Source organism: Cohnella soli (assembly GCF_042655525.1).
In the GTDB taxonomy this organism is placed as follows: Bacteria; Bacillota; Bacilli; order Paenibacillales; family Paenibacillaceae; genus Cohnella; species Cohnella soli.
In genome coordinates this window covers 691,160-713,585 of the sequence record NZ_JBHSMI010000025.1, presented here as the reverse complement: position 1 = coordinate 713,585, position 22,426 = coordinate 691,160, and the positions used below count along the sequence as shown (strand labels likewise).

14 protein-coding genes are annotated in these 22,426 nt (G+C 47.8%); all 14 read left to right on the top strand.

Going from position 1 to position 22,426, the window contains the following annotated elements:
- Nucleotides 1–78 precede the first annotated feature (78 nt).
- The 14 genes from ACFPOF_RS16095 to ACFPOF_RS16030 all read left to right on the top strand — a co-directional run bounded on the left by ACFPOF_RS16095 (nucleotide 79) and on the right by ACFPOF_RS16030 (nucleotide 22,357).
- Nucleotides 79–1,839, top strand: a complete 1,761-nt coding sequence (locus ACFPOF_RS16095) for a sensor histidine kinase (RefSeq protein ID WP_378134365.1) — start codon at nucleotides 79–81, stop codon at nucleotides 1,837–1,839.
- Nucleotides 1,824–3,506 (top strand): response regulator transcription factor, encoded by a 1,683-nt coding sequence (locus ACFPOF_RS16090; protein ID WP_378134363.1) that lies wholly within the window; start codon nucleotides 1,824–1,826, stop codon nucleotides 3,504–3,506. The genes ACFPOF_RS16095 and ACFPOF_RS16090 overlap by 16 nt, the downstream gene beginning before the upstream one ends.
- A gap of 104 nt (nucleotides 3,507–3,610) precedes the next feature.
- Nucleotides 3,611–5,308: an extracellular solute-binding protein gene (locus ACFPOF_RS16085; protein ID WP_378134361.1), complete on the top strand. Its 1,698-nt coding sequence runs from the start codon at nucleotides 3,611–3,613 to the stop codon at nucleotides 5,306–5,308.
- Nucleotides 5,309–5,411: 103 nt separating this feature from the next.
- Complete coding sequence (locus tag ACFPOF_RS16080; RefSeq protein ID WP_378134359.1) at nucleotides 5,412–6,458, top strand: phosphotriesterase family protein; 1,047 nt, start codon at nucleotides 5,412–5,414, stop codon at nucleotides 6,456–6,458.
- 16 nt (nucleotides 6,459–6,474) lie between these two features.
- Entirely contained in the window at nucleotides 6,475–7,260 is a 786-nt protein-coding gene (locus tag ACFPOF_RS16075; RefSeq protein ID WP_378134357.1) for an amidohydrolase family protein, read from the top strand.
- A complete protein-coding gene (locus ACFPOF_RS16070; protein ID WP_378134355.1) occupies nucleotides 7,257–8,087 on the top strand; it encodes an amidohydrolase family protein in 831 nt (276 codons plus the stop codon). Before ACFPOF_RS16075 ends, ACFPOF_RS16070 begins: the two co-directional genes overlap by 4 nt.
- A gap of 16 nt (nucleotides 8,088–8,103) precedes the next feature.
- Entirely contained in the window at nucleotides 8,104–9,588 is a 1,485-nt protein-coding gene (locus ACFPOF_RS16065; RefSeq protein WP_378134353.1) for a hypothetical protein, read from the top strand.
- A gap of 26 nt (nucleotides 9,589–9,614) precedes the next feature.
- Entirely contained in the window at nucleotides 9,615–10,811 is a 1,197-nt protein-coding gene (locus ACFPOF_RS16060; RefSeq protein WP_378134351.1) for a M24 family metallopeptidase, read from the top strand.
- Between the two features lie 12 nt (nucleotides 10,812–10,823).
- A complete protein-coding gene (locus ACFPOF_RS16055) occupies nucleotides 10,824–11,201 on the top strand; it encodes a sensory rhodopsin transducer (protein WP_378134349.1) in 378 nt (125 codons plus the stop codon).
- Nucleotides 11,202–11,214: 13 nt separating this feature from the next.
- Entirely contained in the window at nucleotides 11,215–12,114 is a 900-nt protein-coding gene (locus ACFPOF_RS16050; protein WP_378134347.1) for an ABC transporter permease, read from the top strand.
- A 17-nt stretch (nucleotides 12,115–12,131) separates the two neighbouring features.
- Nucleotides 12,132–13,016 (top strand): carbohydrate ABC transporter permease, encoded by an 885-nt coding sequence (locus tag ACFPOF_RS16045; RefSeq protein WP_378134345.1) that lies wholly within the window; start codon nucleotides 12,132–12,134, stop codon nucleotides 13,014–13,016.
- A 26-nt stretch (nucleotides 13,017–13,042) separates the two neighbouring features.
- Complete coding sequence (locus ACFPOF_RS16040) at nucleotides 13,043–15,067, top strand: hypothetical protein (RefSeq protein ID WP_378134343.1); 2,025 nt, start codon at nucleotides 13,043–13,045, stop codon at nucleotides 15,065–15,067.
- Complete coding sequence (locus ACFPOF_RS16035; protein ID WP_378134341.1) at nucleotides 15,064–17,157, top strand: glycoside hydrolase family 36 protein; 2,094 nt, start codon at nucleotides 15,064–15,066, stop codon at nucleotides 17,155–17,157. The genes ACFPOF_RS16040 and ACFPOF_RS16035 overlap by 4 nt, the downstream gene beginning before the upstream one ends.
- A gap of 298 nt (nucleotides 17,158–17,455) precedes the next feature.
- Nucleotides 17,456–22,357 carry a DUF4838 domain-containing protein gene (locus ACFPOF_RS16030; protein WP_378134339.1) on the top strand — a complete coding sequence of 1,634 codons (4,902 nt, stop codon included), beginning with the start codon at nucleotides 17,456–17,458 and terminating at the stop codon, nucleotides 22,355–22,357.
- Nucleotides 22,358–22,426: the final 69 nt, after the last annotated feature.

The window sequence follows — 22,426 nt, the reverse complement described above, 5'->3', positions numbered from 1 at the left end:
CAAAAAAAAGCAGACCGCTATGGCGGACTGCTTTTTTGTCGTATACTGTGTAACAAAAAGGGGGCGGTTCGACTGGGGATGAAACAGAAGATCGACAATATTCCGATTTTTCCCAAGCTAATGCTTACGTTTTTAATTATTATGATGCCATTATTTACGTTAAGCCTCGTATTGAATGAGCTTGGCAAGAAGGAAGTGAAAAGCCAAATATCCAACTCGATAACGATGAACATTCACTATTACTTCATGTCGCTCGAGAAGGAGCTCGAACGGATTATTCGGACGCAACAAGAGTTCGTTAACGACGAGAATCTGTTGCAATTAAGTAACTCCTTGACCATCATGTCGAATTATCAGCGTACGAAAGCGATCAACGATCTGAGGGACAAATTAAAGGCATTGAAGGAATCCAGCATTTATATTAAAGACATCAACGTCTACGTCAAATCGCTTAATGGCACCATTTCGACCTCCAATGAGGAAGATACGCCTAACAGCCAACAGGAAGCAGAGGAAATAGCCAAGGCTACGTTTACGAGCGGATTGCCCGTCACATACTGGCAAGGCCGTTTATTTTTGAATTTAACTTACCCGAATAACCCGATGACTCAGAAACAAGCAAAGTCTCCGCTATTTATTCAAAATATCGAGCTTTCTATGGAAGCGTTAACAAATGTTTTGAATTCGTTTCCTCAGGACGGCGGGGCGATATTGTTCAACGATAGTTGGGCAATTGCCAATGATAAATATCCCGAACCGTTAACCGAAATCAGAAAAAAATTGGCGGAGCCTATCGAACAAGAGATGACTTTTACGAAGCAAATTGGCGTTGGCAAACAAAAATATATGGCCGTGTACGAGAAATCCATGTTTTTGCAAGCATCGCTGCTTTTTTATTTTCCAGAGAACGTTATTGTCGGGCAGTTAAAAACGTATGGACTGTGGTCGTGGCTGCTTGTGATCAGCTCGATTGTCATTGTCATTCTTTTCTCTTACGGGATTTACCTCCTGATTCATCGTCCTCTTCAGACTCTGGTCAGGCGATTCAAGAGCGTGGAGGGAGGCAATTTCGCTGCGGTTCTCGTACCGGCTCGAGGGGATGAATTCGGTTATATTTTTAATCGGTTCGAGAGAACGGTGCATAATCTGAAGACTTTGATCGATGAGCTTTATGTGCAGAAAATCAGGCTCCAGTCGTCGGAGCTAAAGCAGTTGCAGATGCAGATTACCCCGCACTTTCTCTACAACAGCTTTTTTATCCTTCATCGGCTGATTAAACATGACGAGAAAGAAACCGCCGAGTCGGTGTCCAGAAATCTCGGGAATTATTTTCACTATATTACGAGGAACGGGCTGGAGGAGGTTCCTTTCGAACATGAGGTAAACCATGTCCGATCGTACGTGGAAATTCAAAATATCCGATTCTCGAATCGCATTATCGTCCAGTTCGAACCGCTTCCCGAAAGTTTTACAGGGGTAATGATCCCGCGCTTGATTTTGCAGCCTATTGTCGAGAACGCTTACGAGCATGGACTTGGCGATATTGTGACCGAAGGAAGGTTGAATATTCGCTTTGCGGCAGACGACGACAGGCTCTATTTTACGGTGGAGGATAGTGGAGCGGGGTTGACTGAAGAGGGAATGGCCAAATTGGTCCGTATACTAGATTCGGAGGATGCGGTAGAGACGACGGGGCTTATTAATATCCAGCGCCGTTTGAAATTAAAGTACGGCGATCGCGGCGGAGTGGAAGTTGAGCATAGCGCTATGGGTGGCTTGCTGATTCGGATTTATATCCCAAATGACAAAGGAGAATCACTCAGATGTACCGAGTACTGATCGTCGATGACGAACCGATTATCGTGAATAGCATCAATCTGATGCTTCTTGAAGCTTCGCATTTGGAACTGGAGATTTATCGCGCTTATAACGTCTACGAGGCCTTGGACTGCCTGAAGAAAAATCGGATCGATGTCGTGATTTCGGATATCCGGATGCCGGGAATGAGCGGGATCGAGCTGCACAAACAAATCATCGAAAGCTGGCCGCGCTGTAAGGTGATTTTTCTTACGGGCTACAATGACTTCGAATATGCTCGTCACGCGATACGCACAGGAGGCGTCATTGATTACGTACTGAAAAACGAAGACGATCACGTCATTCTGGCCGCAGTGGAGAAGGCTTTTGCGGAATTGGACAAAATGGACGACAGTGCCGACTACATGCTAGACGCCAGAAAAAAACTCCAACTGTCCATACCCGCATTGCAAAGAAATACGCTGTTCGATCTGATGCGCGATTCTTCTTTATTTTCGAATGAGATGGAAAAAAGATTTGAAGAGTCGGACATTCCATTGCTCCCGAACAAGGAAGTCTATCTGGTCATGGGCAGGGTGGATGAATGGATGGAGGACGCCAGCGAGTCCGAAAGAATGCTCCTCCTTTATGCCTGCCAGAATATAGCGGAAGAATATTTAACGCCGACGATCGTCAATGTTTCTGTCGCATTCGAGTCGAACAAGCTCGTTTGGTTTATGCAGCCTAGAGAGTTTCTGGGGGAGAATGATTGGGACAAGGAGCAGGAGAAGCAGGCTTGGGAGCATTTAAAAACAAGAGTATACAGCATTCTGGAGTCTCTACAGATGACGTGTAAGCAATTGTTGAAAATATCGATTTCGCTTGTGCTGGCGCGTGAGCCTTTCGAATGGTCCAGTCTGGGTACGCATTTTCACTACTTGAAGACGTTGCTTGGCCAAGGCTCGAACAACGGTCAAGAACTGTTAATCCTCGATTCCGATCAGTTCGGACTGAATTCGGGTCAGGGGCAAAGCTATTACTTGTCCGAATCTCAGCAAGTCAAGATGCAGCTTGAAGTGCTCGAACAGTATTTGGCCAGTGGCCAAAGGGAGAGATTCAACGGATTATTCGAAGAGATTACGGACGCCAAGGAACTGGCTGAATATAAGAATCAATTGGAAATGTTTTGTAGTTTATCGCTCAGCTTGATTTCTTACGCGATTCGCGTCGGGCTATTCGATGAGCTCTTTATGAAGATGGATCTGGGGAAAACGACTCAATATGATGCGCATGGATCGTGGAGTGAGGCTGCAGCTTATTTAGCCAAAGTAGCCGACTATCTGCTCGAACAATTCGAGCCTGTCCCCGAGGAGCAAAGTCAAAGACTGATCGCATCCATTCACCACTATATTCAAACCCATCTAGGCGGGGATTTGTCGCTGACGAAGTTGTCCACGCACGTTCATCACAGTCCGACATATTTATCTCGCTTGTACAAGCGGATGACAGGCAATATGCTTTCGGACTATATTACCGAAGTGCGTATGAAGAAGGCGCAACATCAATTGGCGCATTCTACGATGAAAATCCAGGATATTGCGATCCAAGTCGGGTATGAGGCAGCTCCCCAGTTTAACCGTTCGTTTAAGAAAATGTTCAAAATGACGCCGCAAGAGTACAGAGACCTCTCATTTTCAGCGAATGAATAGAACAAAGCAATAGATGTCAAGGAAAGCAAGAATGGCAAATAGCAACGTTATTTTCGATCTTTTATACTGACGGAGCAGGTACCAATCAACTAGGGGGATAAAAGATGAAAAGGCATTCCGCAAAAATGATTACGCTGACTTTATTGGCAAGCTCGCTAGTGTTCGCTTCTGCTTGCAGCAAGGATGGCGGGAATAACGCAAGTCCATCCGGCTCACAACCATCAAGTCCGCAAGCAAGCGGAGCGTCGCCGGAACAAACGAAAGCCGACCCAATGGGCAAGATTGATCCGCCTATCGAAGTTACGGCGATAAGGATGTTAGACCCGACGACGAAGTTCGAAAATGGAGAAACGATCGAGAATAACGCTTGGACTAAATTATACGAGAACGAATTCGGTATTAAACTGAAGTACTTGTGGGTTGCCGATCCGTCGCAATACGACCAAAAATTCAATATTGCCATGGCCTCCGGACAGTTGGCCGATATTATGCCCGTAAACGGCATTCAATTTAATCAATTGGTCGAAGCCGATCAATTGGAGGATCTAACCGATGTGCTAGAAAAGTATGGCACGCCTCAAACAAAAGAAATGTTAAAGAAGGATGGCGGGCTTGGTCTTAATTCCGCGACGTACAACGGGAAATTGCTTGGGCTCCCGGTAAATCCGGGTTCATTCGACTTCGCTTCCTTGCTCTGGGTACGAACGGATTGGCTGGAGAAGCTGAACCTGCCCGAGCCGAAGACAATGGATGACGTGTTCAAGATCGCGGAAGCTTTCGTTAATCAGGATCCTGACGGCAATAACAAGAAGGACACCTACGGTTTAGGGGCTACTAAAAAATTGTATGGCGTAACAGGCGATACGATCGATTACGGACTTAGTGGATTTTTTAACGGCTATCACGCTTACCCGCAAAGCTGGGTCAAGGATTCATCCGGTAAGCTTGTTTACGGAAGCATCCAACCCGAAGTGAAGCAAGCATTAGCCAAACTGCAGTCGATGTACAAGGAAGGGCTCATTGATCGCGAATTTGGGGTAAAAGATACGGAGAAACTCAGTCAAGCCGTCCTTGCAGGCAAGCTGGGCATGTTCTACGGTGCCGATTGGTCTCCATTACTTTTCCCGGATGCCAAAAAGCAAGACCCGAAAATGGAATGGAAGCCGTTCGCGATTCCATCTATTGATGGACAAAAAGCCAAGGCGCAAACGCCATATAACATCAATCAATATTATGTCGTTCGTAAAGGAATGAAGCATCCGGAGGCGGCCATTAAGCTACTGAATGCCGCGAGTTACCAATGGGACAGAACGAAGTATCCTCTTACGGATATTAACCAGAACGGCGATATCGCCAAATGGCCGTACGCGCTTCTTCAAGCTTACAATCCGATTCAAAACGTCGAGACATACGAGCACGTGAAGCTTGCGGTTGAGAAGCAGGATGAATCGCAGCTGGACTTAGTTAGTAATCCGGGGCAAGCGACCTTCTATAAAGCAATTAATGATTTTAACAAAGGAGATGTATCAGGCTGGGGATTTACCCGATTCTTTGATGCGATTACGTTGTTGTACGACTACCATGTCAATGACGGATTCCAATTAACGGAATTTACTTCCGGACCTACGCCTACGATGGTCGAGAAGCAAGCGACATTGCTCAAGATGGAACTGGAAACGTTCACGAAAATCGTAATGGGAGAATCTTCTGTCGATTCATTCGATGAGTTCGTGACGAACTGGAAGAAGCTTGGCGGAGACACGATTACAGAAGAAGTGGCGAAGTGGAAAGCGAGTAAATAGTTTGGGGTGAACGATCGGGGAGCTTGTCGCAAAGCTCATTCAAATGTAGATGTGGCAAGCTTCTCCGATTGCACCGATAACATGCAAGCAGGAGGCGTAAGCGATGTCCGTTATGACCGTAACGGGAAAGGTTCGATCCGATAGCCTTGGCTGGGTATTGCCCCATGAGCATGCCTTTATCGATTTGAGAAGCCTGGTGCCTGCATTCAGCGAAATTTCGCGCAAAAAATTGGCCCAGGAGCAAGTCAGTCTCACGAATATCGGGAAATTAATGCGTAATCCCTATGCGGTTCTGGATAATGCGGTCATCGATGACGAGAGGGTTGTAAGGGATGAACTGCTGAAGTTTAAGCGAGCAGGAGGCACGACTTTCGTTGATCTGACACTAAGGGATATTGGTCGTGACCCTACTTTGTTGGCCGCTTTATCAAGGGAATTGGATATTAAGATCGTGGCAGGCTGCGGGTACTATATTAACAAATCCCATCCTGACGATATGGACAGCAAAACAGTGGACAGCATTGCCGAAGAGCTCTTCAATGAAATCTATATCGGCATGGATGGCACCTCGATTAGAGCAGGCGTTATCGGAGAGATCGGAACAAGCGAGATCATCTACCCGAATGAGAAAAAAACTTTGATCGCATCGGCGATCGTTCAAAAGGAAACCGGGCTGGGGTTGCATGTGCATACGGACTTGTACGCAACTAATGGTTATGAAGTAATAACTATTCTTACCGATCATGGCGCTGCGGCTGAAAAAATATGCATTAATCACATTGATGTCGATATCAAAATGAATTATTTGAAGGACCTGCTCGAAATGGGCGTTTACGTGGAGTTCGATAATTTCGGTAAAGAATTCTATGCGGATAAGAGAGACAGAAGCGTATTAAGAGGGCTTTTTGCCAGAGATATCGAGAGAGTCAGAGCCATTAAGCAGCTTATCGACTGGGGTTATCTTTCGCAAATCTTGATCTCCAACGACGTCTGCCTGAAAACCTGTCTTCATCACTACGGAGGTTGGGGTTATGACCACGTCATTACGAACATCGTGCCGATGATGGAGGACGAAGGGATTACGACTGAACAGATCCAAACGATCATGTGCACCAATCCCGCAGCATTTCTGGACGATGGGAAAGATTGATTGAACGAGGTGTTACATGAAAATTATCGATTGCAGCTGCGCCATCGGCTATAAAACGATTAATTACGAAGTCGTAAACCATGAGAATTTCTTAGTAAGGGAGAAAGTAAAACAAGCGCGCAATGCTGAGGAGTTGCTGAACGAGCTCGATTTCTGCGGGATTGACAGCGCCGTAGTCAGCCACAACACGATGGCGGATGTCGATCCTGACTACGGGAATCGAGCAGTCATTGCCGAGACTGTCAAAGCGCCGGACCGGCTTCTCCCGACATGGACCATTTTGCCGCCGATTACAGAAAGTCAGTATGCGCCGGAAAGGTTATTTCCCGCGATGAAGGCAAACGGCGTGAAGATGCTCAGGGCGTATCCGGAACGCAACCGGTATTTGCTTAACGGCGTCGTTATGGGAGAGTTGATCGGCGAGATTGCTTCTGCGGGTATTCCTTTGTATTTGTCTTCAAGCGAAGGCTGGCAAGGTATCTATAACGTTCTGCAGGAATATCCGAATTTAACGGTTATTTTGTATAACTACGGTTTGTGGAGCCACTCTCGGTTAACGTTTCCGCTGCTTCAGAACTATAAGAACTTCTATATCGAGACCGGAGATATGCAAGCAGCCGGGGAGATCAAGGAAATATGCAATAAATTCGGTTCGGAACGCTTGCTCTTCGGTTCCGATTTTCCCAGCAACGCAATTGGCGGGCCATTAGCCGCTTTGCTCGGATCAGGCATATCCAGAGAGCACATCGTGAACATTGCGCATGCCAATCTGGAGAGAATGCTAGGCGAGGTGAAGCTATGAGCATACAGTCGATGACGAATCAGTCGCAGTTGGCCAGGGAGTTCGTGGAAACCGGGCGATTGTCGAGCGTCTCTTTCATTGACATGCATACGCACATGGGAGCTTTCTATGGCACCTATTTGCCAGAAGCCAAGCTCGAGACGATGATTCAGACAATGGAACGGGAAAATATCGAGAAGATCATCTCCGCTCCACATAGCGCGCTGTTTGATCCGATCGGCGGAAATTCGGAAATCCGATCGGCAATGAAGCGATATCCGGATCAAATCTATGGCTACTATGTCGTGAATCCCCACTATGATCACGATCTGGAACGGGATTTGGCCGAATTCGACAGCGTGGAAGGTTACGTGGGATTCAAGGTTCTTCCCGATTATCACAAGTACCCGCTTACCGGGGAGAAGTTTCGCAGAATCTATGAATTTGCCAACGAGCGAGGATTGCTGCTTTTGTCGCATACGTGGGGGCATAGTCCGTACAATCCGCCGCAAATGATCGCAGAACTGGCGGCCGAATATGAGAATATTAACTTCCTGCTCGGGCATTCCGCGCCGGGAGAAACTGATTATGCCATTGAACTTGCCCGGAAACAGCCTAACGTCTATTTGGAATTGTGCGACACCGGACGTCTGAATGGCATGATCGGCAAAATGGTCCAAAAGGCTGGTTCGGAGAAGGTGCTCTTTGGAACGGATTTCCCTTGGTATGATCCGCATTACATGCTTGGCAGCGTTTTGTTTTCCGGCATCGAAGACGATGACATTCGGAATATTATCCGCAATAACGCGCTGAGATTATTGGAACAGAGCTTAAAATATAAGGCTTAGGAAGGAAAGGGATATAGTGACTGAAATAATAGAATCCTTTGAGACCGCGAAGGGCAACGTTTTTGGAGATCTGCTGACGAGTAATGTTACGCGTAAGCCATTAAAGATCGGCTTGATCACATTAGGATTTTTCGAGTATTGGCGCATGTTCCCGGATACATTGAAGGCCAACGTTACGGCGGATATGACGTGTATCTATGATCATCTCAGGCAGTATTTGAACGAGGACGAGGTTATCTGGCCGGGGATGATCGACACGCTCGATGCCGCGGAGTCGGCTGGCCAAAAACTGGCTAACGAGCGAGTCGATCTTATCGTATATGTAGCCGGAACGTATTGCCCCGATTATATGGCGATTCAAGCACTGGAGCATGTTCGTCACGTGCCAGTCGTTTTATTTAATACGCAGCATCATAACCGGATTAATCTTGACACGAATTATGAGAATATTCTGCGAAATAGCGCTTTGATTGCTAATCTGCAGCTTGCCGCTACTTTTAAGAAAATGGGCTGGTACCGCGATCTGAAGGTAGTCGTCGGGTCGATTCAGGATAAGTCCGCTTACGAAGAAATGACCAAATATATTCGTTCGTACAAAGCTTATATTAGCCTTAAGAGCACGAACATCGGCGTCATCGGCCATGTATTCAGGGGCATGTATGATTTCGAATACGATAAGACGATGATCAAAGGCACATTGGGACCGAACATCATTTCGATTCAAGTCGATCATCTGCTCGACCAGTTCGGCAAAGCAACGGAGGAAGAAATCGCCGCGATCGTAGAGCAGACGACAGAGCGGTTTAATATTGTCGGGCTGAGCGAGAACGATATTTATAAATCTTCCAAGTTTTACGTTGCCCTCAAGAATACGCTAGAGAGGTTCAGACTGGATGCGCTGACACTGCTCGGTCAGCATTACGTGGAACAGAAGACGGGAACGACCTCTTATTTGGCCAACACGATGATGCATGAAGAAGGCAAATACGTTGTTAACACCGAAGGCGATGTGCATGGTCTGATCATTATGACTTTAATGAAGATGCTCAGCGGTAAGGTCCCCGCATATGCCGAATGGGGCGAATTCGATGAGGAACTGAATGCATTGCTCATGGTTCACCATGGCTATGCGGATACGGATTATGCAACGGACAAGAGTACGGTTAAGGTCAATCGCTCGCCTGAGCAATGGGGATTGCAGGGGGCGGGATTCGGTTTCGAATATACGCTGAGGCCGGGAGTCGTGACGATCAGCCATCTGATCATCGACGCCGAAGGCTACAAGATGCTTATCGTGAAAGGCGAAGCGCTTCACATCCCGAACAACATTCCGTGTGAAGAAATTACGGCAGTTGTGAAGTTCCATACGCCGATCAAACAATTCCTTGCAACTTTAATTAAAGAAGGATTCGCCCATCACTGTATTATCGGCTATGGGGATATGACGGAAGAACTGTCGAACATCGCGGATTTCATGGGGATACGGAAAGTGATTTATTAAACTGCGGACGAGGGGAGAACGAATAGATGTTCAAAATTCCGAAAGAAGAGTTCGTCGCCAGAGTCGATAAGCTCAAACAGTTAATGAAAGAAAAAGAAATACACGCTTGTTTGATCTATGGGGACGAGTATAGGAAGGAAAACTTGCGTTACATGAGCAACTACTGGCCATTGTTCGAAAGGGGAGCCGTCCTCGTCTCACAGATGGGCGAACCGTTCGTTCTTGCCGCACCGGAAGGTGAAATGTTTTGCCGCGAAATGAGCGCATGGCCGGATATTCGGCTGCTTCCGGAATTCGCGTGCGTGACCGTGCCGGATAAGATCGAATATCCTCAAGCGCACTATACGAGTTTGTCCGAGATCTTCCAGGGCATACAACGAAACGAGCCCTTGCTGGCACTAGGTATCGTGGGTATTGATGCGATGCCTGAACCTTTGATGAGAGTGATCGAAGACAGCTTCCCAGGTGTGAAAATTGTCGATGCGGGTGACTTGTTATTTAAGCTCAGAATGACCAAGACAGCTAACGAAGTTGCTTGTCTGCAAGAGGCGGCAAGAATTGCGGATGAAGGCTACAAGCTGATGATTAGTCAGGTAAAGCCAGGCATGACCGAACTTGAGCTGGCCTCGCTGGCCTACGGAGAATGCACCAAACAAGGCGCGGAAAATATCCCGTTCTGTCTGTTAACGAGCGGTGAGCGGGTGAATACGATCATTGGCAGAGCATCGGGCAAAGTGATCGAAGACGGAGATATGATTATGGCCGCTATTGCGGTACAGGTCGAAGGATACGTGGCTACTTTGAATTTTCCTTTCGTCGCAGGCGAAATGAGCGAAGAGCAAAAGGCGTTCATCGATATTCTCGTCGAGGCCGAGGATAGGGCGCTATCCCGGATCAAGGCGGGCGCCAATCAGAACGAAGTGGTACGCGCCGTAAAAGCGTATTTCAAAGAAATGAACGTCACCGAATTCGATCTTTATCCGCCGTTACATGGCTGCGGGTTGGCGGAGGCCGAATCTCCTTACCCGGATGAGCACTCGGAAGCGATATTCGTAGCCGGAATGACGGTGAACACGGACGTGAGTTTGTTCGGACATCCCCATGGCTCCAACAGGATCGAAGAAAGCTTGCTCGTAACCGATACCGGGTACGAATCGATGTCGAAGCTGGTTAGGCATCTCAGTCGAACGTGGAAAGAAACCGCAACGATATCGGTGAACTAAGGAGGATCAGGCGTGAGCAAAGAAGGCGCGAAAAACTGGTATATCGTCGATGGCTATTTACCGTACAAAGGGAAGGTAGAAGGCGATATTTTCGAAGGTCATGAAGCCGTTATGATTTTGAACTGTAACGATGGAGATGCAGAAATTTTCATGGATATTTATTACGAGGACCGTGATCCGGACGAGAATATTAGAATTACGGCCCAGGCGAAGCGCGTGAAATGCATTCGGATGGATCATCCGGACGAGATCGGCGGCATCCAGTTGGATAGACAGCTCCAGTATTCGTTGCGTTTCAGAAGTTCGATTGAAGTCATTATTCAATATGGCAGGATGGATATCGCTCAATCCAATCTCGCTTATATCGGCATGATGGGATACTCCGAGTAAGGGACTGAACGAGATGAATATGAAGAAAACAAGACGCGAACTTCCTCTGCATCTGATGCTGTTGCCTGGAATCGTCATCCTTCTTATCTTTAGCTATTATCCAATGATTGGAATATCGATCGCCTTCCAGAAATTCATCCCCATTAACGGCTTGTTCGGCTCGAAATGGATCGGTCTCGGCAATTTTCGTTACGTGCTGCAAATGCCGGATATTTGGCAAGTGCTTCAGAATACCGTATTTATCGCTTCAATGAAGATTTTACTCGGCTTGGCTGTCCCCATTGTCGTTGCCATTCTCATCAATGAATTAAAGCTAATGTTTGTCAAAAGGGGAGTCCAGACGCTCATTTATTTGCCGCATTTTCTGTCTTGGGTTATTCTCGGCGGCGTGCTTGTCGATATTTTATCGCCCTCGGAAGGAATCGTTAACCAGCTTTTGAATGCCTTCGGGCTGGACTCTATCTTTTTCTTGGGCAGCAACCATTGGTTTCCTTCCGTTCTGATCCTCTCCGACGTATGGAAGGAATTCGGCTTCAGCACGATCGTGTTCCTGGCTGCGATTACCGGAATCAATCCTTCCTTGTATGAGGCGGCAATTGTCGATGGGGCTAATCACACGAGACAAATGTGGCATATTACATTGCCGGGCATGGTGCCGGTTATCGTGTTGATGGCTACGTTAAGCTTGGGTAACGTGCTGAACGCCGGATTCGATCAAATCTTTAATCTGTACAGTCCGAGCGTCTATCAAAGCGGAGATATTCTGGACACTTTAATCTATCGTATCGGTCTTCTGGATGCGCAATTCGGAGTATCGACGGCGATCGGATTGTTCAAATCGGTCGTTTCCTTCGTCCTGATTACGATCTCCTATTTCTTGGCTTATCGCTTGGTCAACTATCGCATTTTCTAACGAGAGGAATGTTTCCAATGCATCATCGGGTGTCCCTAAGCCGAAAAATTTTCGTTGCGGGCAACTATACTTTTCTCGTTGTGCTTTCCTTGCTATGCCTGCTTCCGCTGTTCCAGGTGTTGTCCATTTCCTTTAGCTCCAGCACAGCCGCGACAGCAGGTATGGTTAAGCTGTTTCCCGTAGATTTTACGATAGCCTCCTATAAGTATATTTTGCAGAAGCAGGAATTCATCCGTTCGTTCGGCATCACGCTGCAGCGACTTGTGCTCGGTTTTACGATAAATATGGGACTGTCGCTGCTATGCGCGTATCCGCTGTCCAAGGAAACCAAGGATCTAAGAATCCGCAGCTGGTATGCTTGGTTTTTCGTATTCACGATTTTGTTCGGCGGCGGGCTCATTCCTACGTACATGGTTGTCAGTATGACCGGGCTAGTGGATACGATATGGGCGTTGCTTATTCCAAGCGCGGTGTCCGTATTTAATATTATTTTGCTGATGAACTTTTTTCGCGGATTGCCCAAAGAGATCGAGGAATCGGCCTTCATCGACGGAGCGGGCCATTGGCGCGTAATGTGGAAAATGTATGTTCCGATGTCGTATCCGGTGTTAGCGACGATTGCCTTGTTTACGATGGTTTATCATTGGAACTCCTGGTTCGACGGGTTGATCTATATGAATTTCCCGAAAAACTACCCGTTGTCGACGTATTTGCAGCTATTGGTGATCAATAGCAATCCGATGAAGATGGATCCGCGCAATATGGCGGGGCTGCTGGAAATATCCGAACGAACGACAAGAGCGGCACAGATCTTCTTGGGCGCACTGCCGATTCTCATCGTGTATCCTTTTCTGCAAAAGTTTTTCGTGAAGGGGATCGTGCTTGGGAGCGTTAAAGGTTAAACACCACCACCATGATGAGGTGCAAGATGAAAGCTGCTAACTATGAAAGATGGATATGGATCGAATTAATCGGATTCGATAATCGGGAGAGCGACTTCGGCGTCGCCGCTTATTTGGATACAGTCGGGTTTATTCCGGAAAGTGTCTCCTTTCTGTTTTATACACCCGATTTTGTACACGCCCATCAAGGCATGGAGAAAGAATGGCAACTGCCAATGGAAGTATGCTCTTACGGGGCGCGTCCTCATGGCAAACTGCACGATCGGCAACAATGGACCAACTGGCAATTGCGGGGCTTAGTAGTCGAATTGCAGAAACATGGCATCGATATTTATTGCAGCTTTTTCGATATTTATCAATTCCATGTCGGAAATGAGCTTCGCGCCAGCACATGGTGTGCCGCTCATCCGGAGCTCCGCGAGATGAGGAAGACGGGAGAAGCGTTTCCGGCGATCAATCCGCTTAAGCGCTTTAAGGATGGCAGCTGGTATGAAGACTTGTTCGTCCAGGACTTGATGAGAGTAATGCTGGACTACGGTTTTGATGGCTACCATGGTGCCGATGGCTATACAAGTCCGCGGCTTAGTCTTGCAGAGACGGATTACTCGGATGATATGGTTGAGCAATTTCTGGGATTTACTGGAACTCAATTAGAAGCAGGTATGGCGGCTCGATGCGATGATCATCCGCTAGAGATGGGGCGGCGGGCCGATTGGATCTGGCATCACAAGCGACTGGAATGGATTCGATTTCATAGCGAACGCTGGGGACAGTTGTGGGATAAAATCATGTCGGCCCTTCGTAAGGAAGAGAAAAAGGCTTATCTGAATACGGCATGGACCAGAGAGCCGTTCGAAGCTTTATATCGATACGGCGTCGATTATCGACGGCTTGCAGATTCGGGAATAGACGGCTTCGTCGTCGAAACCGTCGGAGCCTCATTATCTGCCGGCGCCGGGGAAACGGAATATGAGCCTGGTTCGGAGTTCAAGGCGATGTTGCTGACCATTAAGGCCTACGTACCGGACATGAAGCTAATATGCATAAACGCGATCCAGGATACGAATGAGCAATGGGATGCGCTGAGTCATGCTCCAACCGTGCTGGAGAGGGACATTTATTCCTTGTCCAACTTGTATTTGCTGGATTCATCAGGGCTAAGCCGTTGTTCAGGAGGTTTCCTTGCTTGCCTCGGAGACGGCATCAGCAAGGACGGATGGAAGTGGATATCCGAGCGGTGGGATGGCGGCTTTGACGGTAAGCCTGAACGGACGGTCGGCATTTCAGCGGTATGGTCGGATCAACTCCTGCATCATTCGTTGGAAGACTATTGTGTAACCCGACAATGGCCCGTTCACAAGTATATGACGGAATTGATCGCTCTCGGTGCTCCCTTGCATGCAGTTGTTCATGTAAAGGATATTCCGCAAACGAATGGACCCATTCTCGTTACATTGCTCCATCTGCTGCCGGATGATGAACTGCAAAGCGTTCTCGATTACCGGAACGGCTCGTCGATTCTCATCGGCAGGATGACGGATCGTCTGTCCCGGATCGCGTCAATCGCCGAGTGGCGAATGGATTGTGAGGTTAACGAGCTATTTTGCGTCATAAGGGACCGTTCTGGCGTAGTGGTGGAAGCTTTTGCGATGGAGAGCAAGGAGCACCAAGAGAAGCGTCAGCCTTCCGAGATCAAAGAGGCATCGTCCTGGCTTGAGAGTCTCTACTTCAGTCCTATGAGCGAATCGTTCTTGACGAGCTGCGTTGCGGGAATCGTAGAGCACACGAAAGTGCCAATCACGCTGAAAAATGAGGCATTCATACGCACCGCTACGATGGAAGTAGCCCCCAATCGTTGGCGGATCCTCATAAGCAATCTGCATCTGAATTACAAATCGGCGCGTCTCGATGTAGGGCGTCCGATCGAACGCATCACCGTCTTAACCGATTTTCCTGGCATCCCAGTCCATCCGCAAGGCTCGCAATTCAGCTTGTATGTGCCCGGTCGGGGCGTCGTTATGGTGGAGCTTCAACTTCAGGAGGAAATATGACACGACAAAGAATCAACATTCTAGAAAACGGGATATCTATGATCGTGGAAATCACCGAAGGCGGCGATGTACGATTACTGCATCTTTCTTCTTTGCCAGCCGATGAAGGAAATCTTGGAATCGAAGAAGAACGCCGTGTGCGCCGAATCGTGGAATTGCAGGTTACCGGCGAGGATCAGAATGATCACCACGCTTCCAAGTATACGGGAACGATGCCGGGAGGGCGATTGAAATACGTTACCCACCGGGATAATCGGAATGACAATGGTCGAAAATTTGAAGTGGTAATGGAAGACGGAACAACTGAGGTAACGGTTCATTACCAGTTTTATGACGGGATTTCCGTCATTCGCTCCTGGACGGAAGTGGTCAATCGCGGACGAAATTTCCTCCCGTTGGCGTATGTTTCTTCTTTCGCTTTGACCGGTATAGCCAAAGAAGGGACGGGAACATGGGAAACGAAAAGCCGACTTCACGTTCCGCACAATACATGGCACGGAGAGTTGCAATGGAGAAATCATACGCTGCCAGAATTAGGGCTGTCCGCAGCCAATGCCTTTTCTTTAAAGCGACTTGCTTATAGCAAGTCTGGAACGTGGTCATCCGCCGATTTTCTGCCGATGGGCTGTTACGAGAATACGGCAAGCGGTACGGTAATCGGCTGGCAAATCGAGCATAACGGTTCCTGGCACTGGGAGATCAGCGACGCTTCACCGTCCCAACTTTATTTACAGATCAGCGGTCCAACCGAAAATGAAAACCATTGGTGGAAAAATGTTGCGCCGGGAGAATCCTTCGTTTCCGTACCTGCAGCTATTGCTCTGGTTCAAGGACGCTTCGAACAGGCAATCGGCGAGTTAACGCGATACCGGAGAGTTATCCGTCGCCGAAATGAGGATAATGTGAAGCTTCCGGTTATCTTCAACGATTATATGAATTGCTTATTTGCCGATCCGACGACGGAGAAAACCTTACCTCTAGTCGATGCTGCCGCGAAGGCTGGTTGCGAATACTATTGCATCGATGCCGGCTGGTACGCGGACGGGGAATGGAGTGACGTCGGTCTTTGGCAACCGTCAACGAGACGATTCCCTGGTGGTTTTCAAGAGGTGCTTGACTATATCCGGGCCAAAGGCTTAATTCCCGGTTTATGGCTTGAGCTGGAAGTGATGGGCATTCATTGCCCTCTTGCCGATCAGGTTCCGGATGAATGGTTTTTCATGCGACATGGCAAACGAGCGATCGATCATGGCCGATACCAGTTGGATTATCGCAATCCCGAGGTTATCCGATATGCTGATGAAGTCATCGACCGTTTGGTTATGGAGTACAAGGTCGGTTACATCAAGATGGATTACAACATTAATGCAGGAATCGGCACAGAGGTTGATGCGGATAGCTTCGGAGATGGGTTGCTCCGGCACAACCGAGCATACTTAGCATGGCTTGACAGGGTTTTCGCCCGTTATCCCGATCTAGTGATCGAGAATTGCGGCAGCGGGGGTATGCGTATGGACTATGCTTTGTTAGCACGACATAGCGTACAGTCGATAAGCGATCAGACGGATTACCGCAAGTTTGCCGCGATAAGCGCCGCGTCCCCGACGGCGGTAACTCCCGAGCAATCGGCAGCTTGGTCTTATCCCCTTAAGGAAGGGGACGAGGAAGATGTCATCTTCAATATGGTCAATAGCATGCTTATGCGTATTCATCAAAGCGGGCATTTAGCGGAAATTCAGCAGGATCGGTTTGAATTGATTCGCGAGGGGATTTCCTACTATAAGAGCATTAGGGAACAGATTCCGAAGGCGCTCCCCTTCTGGCCGATCGGATTGCCTAAGCATGGAGATTCCTGGCTAAGCATGGGCTTGCATACAGTGGATAAGGCCTATGTAGCTGTATGGCGTTTGCAAGGCGGATCGGAGGAGATCAGGCTTCCGATTGATGGATTCCAAGGTAAGGTGTTGACCGTACGTTGCGGATATCCCAAACGCGAGGATTGCAGTTGGTATTGGAATCAACAGGAGGGAGTTTTAACGGTTACGCTTCCTGCGGACTTTACTGCAAGAATTTTTGAATTGCACAAATAACGAAATAGCCTCCCTGGAAACTTGGGAGGCTATTTCTATACGGACACGATGAGCTCAAGAATTCGTTATTTGAATACCGCAATAGATGTCAAGGAAAGCAAGATTGGCAAATAGTTTCGTGTTTTCAACTGATTTATGATGGAGATGTAAGCGGTTTATATTTTAGCAAGGGAGGGGAGCAATTCGTTAAAGTTCGAACACCATAGGCAATTCCTCGGACCAAACCGAAGTGGAACGACAGAAAGCTATGGTTTCTTTGTTGTGCGCGAAAATTTATTTAAGAGGGGTTGAGCAGCAAGTGGGAAAGGTAAATTCAAGACGTATTGGATCTCTCATGTTGATCGTGTGTATGCTTGTAACGCTTGTGATGCCGTATCAAGTTACGGCGGCTATTGAAAAGGTAGACAACAAGCAGACCGATGCTGTGCAGGGATCGGCAGTTGTTTCAAATCACTGGGCACAAGACGTATTGAACAAATGGATTAGACTCGGTCTGCTTAAAGGGGATAAGGATCAAAACTACCGTCCGGACGACCCGGTTACCCGGGCTGAATTTACCGCATTGATTAATCGGGTGTTCAACTTGCCGGCTGCTCTTGCCAGCGATAAACCGTTTGCGGACGTTGGCGATCATTCTTGGTTTGCCTCGGATGTAAACAGATTGCATGGGGCAGGAATGATTATGGGAGCAGGCGGCAATAGATTCGAACCGAACAAGCCGATCACCCGTCAAGACGCTGCGGTCATTGTTGCTCGTGCGTTTAAGGTAAAAGCAGAGAATAAACCAAGCGAACAATTTGCGGACGCCTCTTCAATCGCTGCCTATGCGATTGCGGAAGTATCGGCATTGAGCGCCAAAGGTTACGTTAAAGGCAAGGGAAACCATCAATTCAAACCGAAAGAAAATACGACGCGCTCTGAAGTCATCCAGATGATCGATAACGTAATGGGTAATTTAGCAAAAGATAAGGGAGAATTCAAGACCAGTGTCGACGGAAATCTAGTCGTGAATACCGATGATATCTCACTTAAAAATATGGTCATATCGGGCGACTTGTTTATCACGCAAGGCGCGGGAGAAGGAGAGCTCCTGCTGGAAGGCGTTACGGTCAAAGGATCGACCTATATTCTTGGCGGTGGGAAAAACAGCATTATCATTCGCGACTCCGTTCTTTCCGGCACATTGATCGTTGACAAATGGAACTCGCAGATCCGAATCGTGGCTGAAGGGACAACGGAGATTCAAGAAGTTCAAATGTTTTCGGGAGGCATTCTGAAGGAACGGGAATTGAAAGGCAAAGGCTTCTTGAAAGTTGTCATTCTCATTCCGAACGATCAAATCAATCGTACCGTCGTACTTGATGGGGAGTTCGATGAGGTCCAGCATATGACTGGAAAGGTAAACTTCGAATTAAGCGGCTCTACCCAAATTATTGTTATGACTTTTAACGCTCCCGCCAATGTTACCGGCGATGGAGTGATTCAGAACGCCACCCTCAATGTAAGCGGTGTCAAGCTAAACAAGTGGCCAATCAAGATCATTTTCAGCTCCAACGTAACGGCCACTATCGGGAATGAACTGGTTTCTGCAGATAATCGGAATACAACAACAAATTCGGGAGGAAACGGGCCGGAACCGACTACATCACCTGAACCGACGCCAGGCCCCTCCGCGACGATCGTACAATCCGGAGTTGCTAACGCGGACATTTTCGTCGATTCCTCGGCGAACGACATGATGGAGCTTGCGGCCAAAGAGCTTCAAGATACGATCAAGATGGTAAGCGGCGCCGAACTGCCGGTCTATAAGTGGAATTCGCAAGCATCCGTAAGTGCCGCGCTATCTGTTAAAGAACTGAACGTTAAGAAGAGCGGACGATATCCAATTTCCATTCAACTCATTAATAATGAAGAAACTCCAGTTCATGTGAATTTAAGTCAAAGCAATGCCGGACCCATAAAGGTGAATCTACCCGAACAAACGGATTTGGCAGCTTATGAAAAGAAAACGATTCAAGGTTCGGTGGAGGTTACGAATGAGCTAACGAGCGGAGAGTATGAAGCTGTTGTACAGGCAACCGCAGGCGAGTCGGCGCTTAGTCCGATGAAGTTAACGGTTCATTACGATCCTAATTTGTTGGGCAACGCCGGATTCGAATTAACGAACTCAAGCAGCAATGTGCCCAGCGGCTGGTATATGCCTTCCGGTGAAAGAGACAATGCCGTTTTTCATGGCGGCGCCCACTCTATGCGTATAGATTTGGGATCAGGCAACGCTTATATGTTTGCGCGATCGGATCAGAATTTCAAGCTGACACCAGGAAAAAGCTATAAACTAAGCGCTTGGGTCAAGGCAACCGGCGCTGGAGAAATGAATATGGAAATCCATGAAATGCTCGCCAATGGCACGAATAATCCCGTGACGACGCGTGTAGCAAAAACATTAAGCACGAATTGGCAACGGATAGAGTTGGATTATCGTCCTGCTGAAAGCGCCACGTACGACTATAACCGAATTTTCTTCTTCATGTCGGGTACGGAATCGATGTGGGTTGACGACATTTCGTTGACCGAAACGGGCCTTATGTATAATTCCGGATTCGAGATCGGCAATTCAGCCGGTACTTTTCCCGATGGCTGGTTTTCCCCAACCGGAGCGTGGGACGATGAGGCATTCAAGAGCGGCGCCAAGTCATTGAGGTTGGATTTGCCAGGAGCGGAAGGCTACACATTAGCTAGATCTCTACAGGATTTTCATCTCCAACAAGGGAAACGGTACAAGTTAAGCGCATGGGTTAAAGGTGCCTCGGCGGGATCTATGGACATGGAAATTCATGAGATGCTGGCGGGTGGCGGGAATAATCCCGTTAATGCAAGGAAGAGCGTTACCTTGACGGATAGTTGGCAGTATGTAGAACTGGACTATACGCCGGATGTGAACGCGCAATACGATCGCAATTGGGTGTACTTCTTCTTGTCGGGAACGGACAAATTGTGGATCGACGATGTGACGTTAACGGAAATGGAGGATTTTGTTCCAGCCGGCGAGAATGGCAGCAGCGGCAGCGGGGACGATCGGGTTCGAATCATTTTGGCCACGCCCGACACGAATGCGGAGCTATCGAATCTATATCCTGCCGACCTCGCCTACTTGCATGATACGGACGGATTCGCAATTAGAACGTCCGGTAAAAAGATTTATATTTTCGGCGATAATGCCAGAGGGGCACTGAATGGGGTTTACGACTTTCTGAAGGAGAATGCCGGCGTTCTATGGACAAGATCGACGGATTTCGGCACGCTCTATGACCAACAATCTACCGTAACGGCGACGAAAATCGATTATGCGCAGAAATCTCCGTTTAAGCTGCGCGGCTGGCATACGGTCGGTACCGGAAAAGCTGGAGAGTTTCATTCGGACGCGGATACGGAATCTATGCTGGCTCGCAACAAATTAAACGCGAAATTAGCAGAGGTCGGAAATATCGATTATTGGGGCAGACAAAACGCTCTTGGTTTGAATCCCGTACTTCTCGGGCACAACCTTGACTTCTGGCTTCCAAACGAAAAGTATTTTGACACTCATCCGGAGTACTACAATGAAATTAATGGAGTATACGTACCTGTCACGCAGGAATTTTCTCAAATTAACTTCTATAATCCAGATGTGCCCGGCGTAATTGCGAATGAGATGAGGCAGCTTCTTGCCGTACAACCGATGGAATACCTTGGAGTCGGAATTATGGATAACCAAGTATTCAACCAAGGAGAATTAAGCAAACAACCGTTTACGACGCCTGACGGCCTAGTAGTTCAACCGACGGATCCTGCTTACAAATCGACGGTGTACTTCACTTTCCTGAACAAGATCGCCGCAAATCTGAAGACGACCAATCCCAATGTGAAAATTGCGACTTTTGCGTACTTTTTCACGGATACGCCGCCGAAAGTTAACTTGGAGGATAATATCATCATCGTAATGGCACCGGGCTCCGAGGACGAAAGAGTTCCGTTTAACACCAGCGATCAAAGTAACTCGAACTATGCCTATAAGCTTAAATTAGAAAGTTGGGTGCAAAAAACCCATAATATTCTGATGTATAACTATTATGGTTGCTGCGCCACGGATATTTACGAAAGGCCGATTGCAGAGAAGGTTCAGGCCGATGTGAAGTATTATCGCGATCTGGGGATCATGGGCGTCGTGCCTGAGGGACAGCTGGACAATGGAGTCATATGGGGCGTAAATGCGCTGCAATACTGGCTCATTAATAATTTATTCTGGAATCCGGATGCGGATCTGGAAGCGCTGAAAACGATGTTCTTGGAAAAGGCCTACGGGGCAGCGGCGGATTCGATGAGAACCTATTACGATTTGATCGAACAAGGCTGGAACTATGATCAACAGGCGGTTAGCGTAAATTCCAGGGCAAGCCAATTGATCGGCAATTATGTCATCAAAGCCGGAATTAAAGACGCTGCCCAAGCGGCTCTGGACGAAGCATGGCAGCTGGCCGACGAGCAGGCAAGGAAAAGAATCGAGCCGATCAAGACGACTTTCGAGACGATCGTGTATCTCGTGGGAGAGCTGCCTAATTTGTCGGCTACGGCTTCCAAAACGTCGTACAGCAAAGAGCAGATCATGAATTCGCTCGACTTCAGCACCGGGCCATGGGCGAAAGTTACGCCGGTAACCGAATTCCGCGAGATGGGCACCCGAAATCAGGTAGGGGAAGAAACGAAAGTGTATCTGTTGTGGGATGACGTAAATTTATATGTAGGTTATGAAAATATCGATCATTACATGGAGGGTATGATCGTTAGCGACGATGCTCCCGGAAAATGGTGGAGAAGCGGCGCGGACGACTCGGTTGAAACTTATGTGACGGGAGACAAGAGCGCCACTTATTATGGGTTCTTCTCCAATCCCAAAAAAGTTAAGTTTGAATATAAGTCGTTTAAGGATTCGACCTATAACGGAATATGGGATGTAAATGCGGAGGTCGGAACAGATCGATGGAACACGGTCCAAGTGATTCCCTTTGCCAGCATTGGCGTTAATCCGAGTAACACGGACACCTTATACGGCTTCTTCTTCCGTAATTTTCACGGCAAGGAACGCTATATCACTTGGGGCGGCGGAATGGTATGGAATCCGGCCGATTTCTACCCGATCCAGCTGAAACCAAACAGTAATTGATTGGCCAAATAGCGCATCTCCCTTGTCCATATGAAGGGAATGCGCTATTTGTGGTAACCACTTTTAACA

Coding starts and splice junctions, on each gene's coding strand:
- ACFPOF_RS16080 (WP_378134359.1), top strand. CDS start 5,412: ATGTCCGTTATGACCGTAACGGGAAAGGTTCGATCCGATAGCCTTGGC.
- ACFPOF_RS16090 (WP_378134363.1), top strand. CDS start 1,824: ATGTACCGAGTACTGATCGTCGATGACGAACCGATTATCGTGAATAGC.
- ACFPOF_RS16060 (WP_378134351.1), top strand. CDS start 9,615: ATGTTCAAAATTCCGAAAGAAGAGTTCGTCGCCAGAGTCGATAAGCTC.
- ACFPOF_RS16040 (WP_378134343.1), top strand. CDS start 13,043: ATGAAAGCTGCTAACTATGAAAGATGGATATGGATCGAATTAATCGGA.
- ACFPOF_RS16095 (WP_378134365.1), top strand. CDS start 79: ATGAAACAGAAGATCGACAATATTCCGATTTTTCCCAAGCTAATGCTT.
- ACFPOF_RS16070 (WP_378134355.1), top strand. CDS start 7,257: ATGAGCATACAGTCGATGACGAATCAGTCGCAGTTGGCCAGGGAGTTC.
- ACFPOF_RS16075 (WP_378134357.1), top strand. CDS start 6,475: ATGAAAATTATCGATTGCAGCTGCGCCATCGGCTATAAAACGATTAAT.
- ACFPOF_RS16035 (WP_378134341.1), top strand. CDS start 15,064: ATGACACGACAAAGAATCAACATTCTAGAAAACGGGATATCTATGATC.
- ACFPOF_RS16045 (WP_378134345.1), top strand. CDS start 12,132: ATGCATCATCGGGTGTCCCTAAGCCGAAAAATTTTCGTTGCGGGCAAC.
- ACFPOF_RS16050 (WP_378134347.1), top strand. CDS start 11,215: ATGAATATGAAGAAAACAAGACGCGAACTTCCTCTGCATCTGATGCTG.
- ACFPOF_RS16085 (WP_378134361.1), top strand. CDS start 3,611: ATGAAAAGGCATTCCGCAAAAATGATTACGCTGACTTTATTGGCAAGC.